The following is a 7494-nucleotide window of genomic DNA, read 5'->3' on the forward strand; positions in this document are numbered from 1 at the left end:
GGCGATGCCCAGGCTGGTGTTGTGCGTGACCCGCGCGGTCGCGACGACGGCGTCGACCAGGCGGTGCAGGTCGTCGGCCGGGGTGGCGATGCCGACCGGGGTGACCCGCATGGCGGCGCCGTTGGTGGTGCCGGTGCGGCCGGCTTCGTCGGCCGGGACGCCGTCCTGCAGCCGGGAAAGCGCGCGTTTCGTCGACGGGCCGAGCAGGTCCGCGGACCCGCGGCGGACCATGTCCGCTTCCCAGATGAGCAGCGCGTCGGCGAAGACGTGCGGTTCGACCGTGCCGCGGCCGTCGATGAGCAGCCGGGCCAGCAGGACGGCCTGCTCGGTGTCGTCGGTGATCGACCCGGCGGGCATCGACGGCGCGACCGGCTGCTCGGCGGCGGCGGTCAGCAGGCCGGTGACCGGCCCGTAGGTGGCGGCGATCGCGGCGCGGGACATCGACTGCGTGGGCATCCCGAGCGCGTCCCCGACGGCCAGCCCGGTGAACGCGCCGAGCGCCCGGTCCCGCGCGTTCACCGGTGTCCGAAGGTGAGGTGGAACTGGAAGCGGTCCGGGTCCAGCAGGCTGACCACCCGCTCGACCAGCCGCCCCTCGACGTCGACCGAGGTGCGCTCGGCGCGGAGGAAGAGCTCGCCGATGCTGCGGCCGAGGAGCTCCGCGGCGCAGGCGTCGAGGCGTTCGGTGCTGATCCACTGGTCGCCGCCGACGGAGACCAGGCCGGCGGCTTCGAGGGTCTTGGTGAGGGAGCCGTCCCGCAGGCCCGTGCCGGGGAGGTCGGCGAGCGGCCCGACGGCGGGCACGGTGGCGGTTTCCAGGGAGACCCCGCGGTCGCGCTCGCGCCGCAGCCGCCGGACGGCGACGTAGGTCTCCTGCCCGAATTCCTCGTGGAGCGCCTGGTCCTGGACGGTTTCGATGCCGAGGAGCTCGGTGGTGACGGGCGCGCCGGCGTCGGCGAGCGCGCGGGCCCAGCCGATCCGCTGGTCGAGCTGGACGCCGTCGAAGGTGACGAACGACCCGACGCCGGCCTGCGTGGAGATCAGTTCGAGCTGCTGCAGCTCGGACAGCGCGCTGCGGACCGTGCCGCGGCTGACCTGGTACCGCAGGGCGAGCTGGTTCTCACCGGGGAGGCGTTCGCCGTTGGCGAGGCGCCCGGAGCGGATCAGGTCGGTGAGGTCGCCGACCAGCTGCTGCCGCTTGCTGTACATGTACACACCTGTACACCCCGGGTTGTCGCAGGTCAAGCGGCGACCAGCGGCCGGGCGTTGGCCTCGACGTCGGTGACGATCAGCTTGCCCGCCTGCTCGGCGACCTTCCCGCCGACGAGCATCAGCACGGCGAAGGTGCCCACGAAGATGACGGTGCTCAGCCACACCATGGTTTCGATCGGCAGCGTGAAGGCACCGATGACGCGGGCGGCGGACTCGAGCACGAACCCGATCCCCCAGATGACGCTGGTGCGGCGCAGGATCGAGTCGAACCGCCGGGTGCCGCTCAGACGTGCCCACGCGGCTTCGTTCTCGGCCTTGCCGCGGGTGAGGAACGGCTGGATCGTCTTGGTCATGATCGGCGCCGCGGTGAAGGCGGAGGCGAGGATGACGAGGCCGGTGATGCCGCTGCCGATCGAGTCCTTCGCGATCATCATGCGGGCGTCGCCGGAGACGAACGTCAACAGCATGCCGACCACGTTCGTGACCAGCACGACCAGCGCGAGGCCGTTGAGGGTGCGGTTCTTCGCGAACTGGTGGAGCGTCCGGGCGAGCGGGACGACGCCGCTGAGGGCGAGAGACAGGAAGACGCTGACGCCGAGCGCGTGGAGCCCGTAGTAGACGCCGATCGGGACGGCGATCTCGATGGCCAGGGTCTGGAGCGGGGAACCGTTCTTCGTCATGCGAAAAGCTTGTCGCGGCGGGAGGTCCGGGACGGATGCCTTCCGCCACGACTTCGGCCTGACAGATGTCACGGCCTCGGCTTGCTAGTGTCGGAGGTGCGACTGAACCGGTCGCCGGGATGGGGAGAAGCCGGTTCGCAAACAGTCGCTAGTGCTGAGCGTGAGGGCGCTTCGGCCTACCCAGTGGAAACGCTGGTCGGGTCAGGCGCGCGCACTCGCCTGCCTGGTCAGGTAGGCGAGGAGTGGAGCATGGCAGCTGGGTTTGCCGAGCTTGCGACGGTGATCACCGCGGGCGGGATCGCACTCGGGGCGGTTGTCCGGCCCTTCTGCAGGTGGCTGACTGCGAGGACCTTCGTTTCCAAGGCGCGGCCGGAGGACATTCCCGAGATCGCGAAAGCGCTGCATCCGCCGATCGAACTCAAGCGCCATTCCACTGCAGACCGGGAATCATCGCCACCGGAACGTTGATCTACCGGGATCGCCTCACGTTCCGCGGGGCTGCGTCGTCGGGTGGGCATGGGAACGTTCATGCGCGTCTTGCCGACCCTCGCGGTCTTCCTCTCGGCGGTCACCGCCGGCCTGCTGCTCACCACGCCGAACGGGCATTCGCTGCACAGCGCGGCGGCCTACACGGTGTTCGTCGTCGCCGTCGTCCAGGTGGTGGCCGCGGTACTGGCGTGGAAGCCGGGCGGGGGTTCGCCGTGGCCGATCGGGTACGCCGTGGTCTTCCTCGCGCTCGTGACCGCGCAGGTCGTACTGGGGATCGCGCACGTCACGGCCGTGCACGTGCCGCTCGGGGTGCTGCTGTTCGGGGTGAGCCTCAGCCGCCTGAGTGCATGTCTTCCGCTTCGGGGACGCAGTCGTCGTCCGGGTCGTCGAGCCAGCCGTGCGGCAGCGTGACCTTGCCCGGTGAGCCCTGGCGGCCGCGGGGGCCGGTGGCGGCTTCGGGGAACGGCGCGTCGTGGTCGAGCTGGGCGATCAGGTCGTCCAGCTGGGCCATGCTCGACAGCATCGCGAAGCCGCGGCGGAGTTCGGAGCCGACCGGGAAGCCCATCAGGTACCAGGCCATGTGCTTGCGGATGTCGCGCATGGCCTTGTCGTGGCCGTCGTGCTCGATGAGGAGCTCGGTGTGGCGGCGGAGCACGCGGGCGACTTCGCCGAGGTTCGGCGGCGTCGGGATTTCGGTGCCCCTGAAGGCCGCCTCCAGCTCGCCGAACAGCCACGGCCGGCCCAGGCAGCCGCGGCCGACGACGACGCCGTCGCAACCCGTTTCGGCGACCATGCGCAGGGCGTCGTCGGCGGAGAAGATGTCGCCGTTGCCGAGCACCGGGATGCTGGTGACGGCCTCCTTGAGCTCGGCGATCTTCGTCCAGTCGGCCTGGCCGGAGTAGCGCTGGGCGGCGGTCCGCGCGTGCAGGCTGACGGCGGCGGCGCCCTCGGCTTCGGCGATGCGGCCGGCGTCGAGGAAGGTGCGGTGGTCGTCGTCGATGCCGATGCGGAACTTGACCGTGAACGGGACGTCACCGGCCGCGCGGGCGGACTCCCGGACGATGGCCTCGAACAGCTTCCGCTTGAACGGCAGCGCCGCCCCGCCGCCCTTGCGCGTCACCTTCGCGACCGGGCAGCCGAAGTTGGAGTCGACATGGTCGGCCAGCCCCTCGCCGACGATGATGCGGACGGCTTCGGCCATGGTCTTCGGGTCGACGCCGTAGAGCTGCATGGACCTGGGCTTTTCGTTCGCCCCGAAGGTCATCATGTGCATGGTGCCGGGGTGCCGTTCGACGACGGCGCGGGCCGTGATCATTTCGCACACGTAGATGCCCGCGCCGTACTCCTGGCAGAGCCGGCGGAAGGCGACGTTGGTGATGCCGGCCATCGGAGCGAGCACGACTGGCGGATCGACCTGGTAGGGGCCGATCTTCAGGGCGGGCTTGCTCAGGGTGGCGGTCACGTCCTCCATTGTCGCTTGTGGTGTCGATCACGTCGACCAGGGGCCGTTACTCGAACTGCTCGACGTTCGCCGTCGCGAGGGCGTGGTGGACGCGCTGCCAGAACTCGCGGAAGCCGGGTTCGGCGTCCGTCACCTGGGACGCGTTGGCGGCGACGCGGACGAGCGCCGCGAACTGCTCCGGCGTGAGCAGCAGGGAGAACCACGCCTTGTCCTGGCCGGAACCCGCGGGGGTGGCCAGGTCGCGCCGCTTCGTCATGACGCGGGCGACCAGTCGCAGGTGGAGGATGGTCTCGCGGAGGCCGGCGTCGGGTTCGCCACCGCCCGTCAGCTGCTCGATGAGGTCGCCGACCAGGGACGTCGTCCAGTCGTAGTCCTGCACCGAGAGCTTGAACCCGTAGAAGTTTTCCACTGTGCTGACCCGGTTTTCGGCGCGCTGCCGCCACCAGACGGGGGTGCACTCCGCGGGAGCCGGGGCGCCGGACGAACGCAGCCGCGCCGCGAACGCCCGCAGGTTGCCTTCGCCGATCCGGTCGTAGTACTCGAACGCGACCGCGGGCAGGTGGGCCTGCGTGGGCATGAGGGTGCAGAAGTGGCTGAGGACCGCCACGACTTCGTCTTCGGCCAGCGTGCCCCATTCCCCGTATCGGCCGCCGCAAGCTTCTTCCAGTTCGCCTAGGCAAATCGCGAAGGCTTGCGGTCCGCTGCCGAATTCCGCTTTGGTCCAGCGCTCGTACTCGGTGTCGGTGGGCATGGGTTCCCCTTCGCTCGGGTCGTGCTCCAACGGTGGGCGTTCGAAAGGTGCGTGGCCCGCGAGTGCGCCGAGGCCCAGTTCCAGCCGGCGCCGCAGCCCGGCCAAGCTCGCTCGCGCGGCTCCGTGACCGCCGGCGGCGGCCTTCTCGTACCACTTGAGGGCCTCGTCGGGATCGCCGTAGTGCTCCTCGTGGACGCGGCCGAGGTGGAAGGCGCCGAACGCGCTGCCGTGGTCGGCGGACTTGGCGTACCAGTGCAGCGCGGTCCGGACGTCCGCGGCGGACGGGTCGCCGGACGGCTGCCCGAGGACGCTCGCCCGCAGCCGGCCTTCGGCGCTCAGCCCAACCATGGCCATCGCGTCGGCGTGGCCGCCGTCCGCCGCCTGGCGGTAGAGGCGTTCGATCTCGACCACGTCGTCGACCGTCTTGTCCCAGCTCAGGTCAAGCTCGCGGGCGGCCGCGTAGGCCTGCTCGGCTTGCTCGGTGTCAAGCGCGCCCAGCACGGTGAGCAGCTCGAAGGCGAACGCGGCCGCGTGCCGGGACGCCACCGGCTGCCAGTGCTCGTCGGCCGCCCCGGTCTTGCCGGACAGCAGGTCCGAGATCCCGCGGACGACCAGGGCCTGCACGCCCTCGTTGACGTAGGCGCCGTAGAGGAAGCCGTGGGCCTCCATCTCGACCGCGGCCGCGTCCCCGCAGTGCCGCTCCAGGAACCGGGCGGTCGCCGACGCGGTGCCGGCGACGACCTTGCCGCCCGCCGCGATCGGCTTCACCACCGCGCGCGGCGCCGGGTCCGGGACCGCGGGCCGGATGCGGTGCTGCCACGCGGAGTCGCGGGCGAGCCGCTGGGCTCGGCGCACCAGCGGCATGGACGCGGCAGCGGTCTTGATGCGCGGGAGGTAGCCGTCGGCGGTGTCCTTGCCGGACTCGTAGTCGTAGACGTGGTCGGCGACCACGACGTCGCCGAGGGAGACGTCCTTGCGGCCGCCCGCGACGCCGACGAACAGGACCACCCGCGGGCGGAACGCGGCGATGGCCCGTTCCAGCTCGACCCCCGCCTGGGTACCGCCGGCGCCGGTCTGGGCCAGCGCGACCGTCCAGCCGCCGAAGGCGCCGACGTCGTACAGGGCACCGCGTTCTTCGCGTTCGGTGACGGGACCGCGCAGGTGTTCGCGGACGGCGAGGTATTCGACGTCCAGCGCCGCGCAGATCACCACCGTGTTCGTCACCCCGATCACGTTCCCTTCCTTCCGCGTGGACCAAAAGCGGGTGGCCACAATCGGTCACTGACGGAAGGCGGCGGGGTGGTGATGGCGCAACGGTGGGGCTGGTCCGAATTCGTCGCGGCGGGGCCGTACCGCGGCGAGATCATCACCTATCCCGATTCCTTCGAAACCCCAGCGCTACCTCGACGAAGTCGGCAACCCGACGGCGACGCACGCCGCACCCGTCCTGCTCCGCCGACGTACGCCTGGTTCGTCTTCCCCGTTCCCGACGGGGTTTCGACCGGGCAGGCGGCGTCCTTCTACCTGGCCGACCACGAGCAGGAGCTGTGGCGGCGCTTGCTCGGCACGCGGCGGAACTCGGCCTCGGGCGACAACGGGTGCGCGGTGGTGGCGCTCGCCGCCATGACCGCGCTCGCCGCGGCCTGGGCGCGCGCGAAGTGGGGCGCCTAGGCTCGCCGGCATGAACGACACGCCCCTGCGCTGGGGAATCATGGGCACCGGCGGCATCGCGAAGGCCTTCGCCGACGACTTGGCGCTGACCACCTCCGGCGTCGTCGCCGCCGTCGGGTCGCGGACCGCCGAGGGCGCCGCGCGGTTCGCCGACGCGCGGGGCATCCCCACCCGGCACGGCAGCTACGAAGCCCTCGCGAACGACCCTGACATCGATGTCGTCTACGTCGCCACACCGCACCCCCTGCACCACGCCAACGCGCGGCTCGCGCTCGAAGCCGGCAAGCCGGTGCTCGTCGAGAAGCCCTTCACGATGAACGCCGCCGAAGCGCGGGACCTCGTCGAGCTGGCGCGGGAGAAGGGCCTCTTCCTCATGGAGGCCATGTGGACGCGGTTCCTCCCGCACATCCGGCACGTCCGCGAGCTGCTGCCGAGCCTCGGCCGGGTCGTCACCGTGTCCGCGGACCACGGGCAGTGGTTCGCCGAGGACCCCGGGTTCCGGCTGTTCGCGCCCGAACTCGGCGGTGGCGCCCTGCTCGACCTGGGGATCTACCCCGTCTCCTTCGCCTCGATGGTGCTCGGCGCACCCGCGCGCGTCGCCGCCATGGCGACGCCCGCGTTCACCGGCGTCGACGCGCAGCTGTCGATGCTGTTCGGCTACGACAGCGGCGCGCAGGCAGTGCTGAGCTGCACGCTCAGCGCGGCGTCGCCGACCACCGCGTCGATCGTCGGCACCGACGCGCGCATCGAGATCGAGGGCGCCTTCTACGCGCCGGCCTCCTTCACGCTCATCCCGCGCGAGGGCGAGCGGCGCCGGTTCGAGTACGTCGACGAGGGCCGTGGCCTGCGGTACCAGGCCGACGAGGTGGCGCTCCGGCTGGCGAACGGCGAGACCGAGAGCCCGCTGATGCCGCTGGCCGAGACCGTTTCGATCATGACCACCGTGGACGAGGTGCTGGCCGCGACCAGGACGTGACCCGGGTTTGAGTAGTGCTACGGATCCGCAGGCGGGCGCCGGTGCGTGACCCTGTCCGGTATGACCACCGAAGCAGATGTGCTCCTCCGGCTCGCCGGCGAGATCGACGACCTGGGGCGTCGTCTCGCCGTGGTGGGTGCCGAACTGCGGACCGCCCGCACCGAGCAGCCGAAGCCCGCTCCGCAGCAGGCCGCACCGGCCGAGCCGCAGCCCCAGCCCGCTCCGCAGCAGGCGGCACCGGCCCAGCCCCAACC

General features: G+C 71.4%; 9 protein-coding genes and 1 pseudogene. 5 read left to right on the plus strand and 5 right to left on the minus strand.

Annotated features, from left to right (window positions below):
- From G3I65_RS36370 to G3I65_RS36380, 3 genes are all read right to left on the minus strand, one after another.
- On the minus strand, positions 1–519 hold a 519-nt coding region (locus tag G3I65_RS36370; protein ID WP_309235904.1), incomplete at its 3' end, for an ADP-ribosylglycohydrolase family protein.
- On the minus strand, positions 516–1208 hold the full coding sequence (locus G3I65_RS36375) for a GntR family transcriptional regulator (protein ID WP_166641022.1): 693 nt from the start codon (positions 1206–1208) through the stop codon (positions 516–518). The genes G3I65_RS36370 and G3I65_RS36375, both read right to left, overlap by 4 nt.
- 32 nt (positions 1209–1240) lie before the next feature.
- Positions 1241–1891: a VC0807 family protein gene (locus G3I65_RS36380; protein WP_160700119.1), complete on the minus strand. Its 651-nt coding sequence runs from the start codon at positions 1889–1891 to the stop codon at positions 1241–1243.
- Between the two features lie 249 nt (positions 1892–2140).
- Between G3I65_RS36380 and G3I65_RS36385 the strand changes: the two genes are divergently transcribed.
- Positions 2141–2359, plus strand: coding sequence for a hypothetical protein (locus tag G3I65_RS36385; protein WP_160700120.1), 219 nt, complete (start codon positions 2141–2143; stop codon positions 2357–2359).
- A gap of 60 nt (positions 2360–2419) precedes the next feature.
- A complete protein-coding gene (locus G3I65_RS36390) occupies positions 2420–2791 on the plus strand; it encodes a hypothetical protein (protein ID WP_239071670.1) in 372 nt (123 codons plus the stop codon).
- On the opposite strand, the gene dusB is transcribed toward G3I65_RS36390, so the two are convergent.
- Together dusB and G3I65_RS58895 are read right to left on the minus strand one after the other, a co-directional pair.
- Complete coding sequence (dusB, locus tag G3I65_RS36395; RefSeq protein WP_160700122.1) at positions 2712–3851, minus strand: tRNA dihydrouridine synthase DusB; 1140 nt, start codon at positions 3849–3851, stop codon at positions 2712–2714. The two genes, G3I65_RS36390 and dusB, sit on opposite strands and share 80 nt — an antisense overlap.
- Positions 3852–3888: 37 nt before the next feature.
- Positions 3889–5826: an SEL1-like repeat protein gene (locus G3I65_RS58895; RefSeq protein WP_160700123.1), complete on the minus strand. Its 1938-nt coding sequence runs from the start codon at positions 5824–5826 to the stop codon at positions 3889–3891.
- A gap of 72 nt (positions 5827–5898) precedes the next feature.
- On the opposite strand from G3I65_RS58895, the gene G3I65_RS36405 reads away from it, so the two are divergent.
- From G3I65_RS36405 to G3I65_RS36415, 3 genes and pseudogenes are all read left to right on the plus strand, one after another.
- Positions 5899–6264, plus strand: coding sequence for a hypothetical protein (locus tag G3I65_RS36405; protein ID WP_160700124.1), 366 nt, complete (start codon positions 5899–5901; stop codon positions 6262–6264).
- 10 nt (positions 6265–6274) lie between these two features.
- Positions 6275–7240 (plus strand): Gfo/Idh/MocA family protein, encoded by a 966-nt coding sequence (locus tag G3I65_RS36410; RefSeq protein ID WP_160700125.1) that lies wholly within the window; start codon positions 6275–6277, stop codon positions 7238–7240.
- A gap of 60 nt (positions 7241–7300) precedes the next feature.
- Positions 7301–7494 (plus strand): annotated as a pseudogene (locus G3I65_RS36415) (DUF2339 domain-containing protein); the annotation flags it as partial.

Source organism: Amycolatopsis sp. SID8362, from assembly GCF_010550475.1.
In the GTDB taxonomy this organism is placed as follows: domain Bacteria; phylum Actinomycetota; class Actinomycetes; order Mycobacteriales; family Pseudonocardiaceae; genus Amycolatopsis; species Amycolatopsis eburnea.

What these genes read in the sequence shown, in the direction of transcription:
- G3I65_RS36385 (WP_160700120.1), top strand. Translation starts at nt 2,141, where the DNA reads ATGGCAGCTGGGTTTGCCGAGCTTGCGACGGTGATCACCGCGGGCGGG.
- G3I65_RS36380 (WP_160700119.1), bottom strand. Translation starts at nt 1,891, where the DNA reads ATGACGAAGAACGGTTCCCCGCTCCAGACCCTGGCCATCGAGATCGCC.
- G3I65_RS36405 (WP_160700124.1), top strand. Translation starts at nt 5,899, where the DNA reads ATGGCGCAACGGTGGGGCTGGTCCGAATTCGTCGCGGCGGGGCCGTAC.
- dusB (WP_160700122.1), bottom strand. Translation starts at nt 3,851, where the DNA reads ATGGAGGACGTGACCGCCACCCTGAGCAAGCCCGCCCTGAAGATCGGC.
- G3I65_RS36410 (WP_160700125.1), top strand. Translation starts at nt 6,275, where the DNA reads ATGAACGACACGCCCCTGCGCTGGGGAATCATGGGCACCGGCGGCATC.
- G3I65_RS36390 (WP_239071670.1), top strand. Translation starts at nt 2,420, where the DNA reads ATGCGCGTCTTGCCGACCCTCGCGGTCTTCCTCTCGGCGGTCACCGCC.
- G3I65_RS36375 (WP_166641022.1), bottom strand. Translation starts at nt 1,208, where the DNA reads ATGTACAGCAAGCGGCAGCAGCTGGTCGGCGACCTCACCGACCTGATC.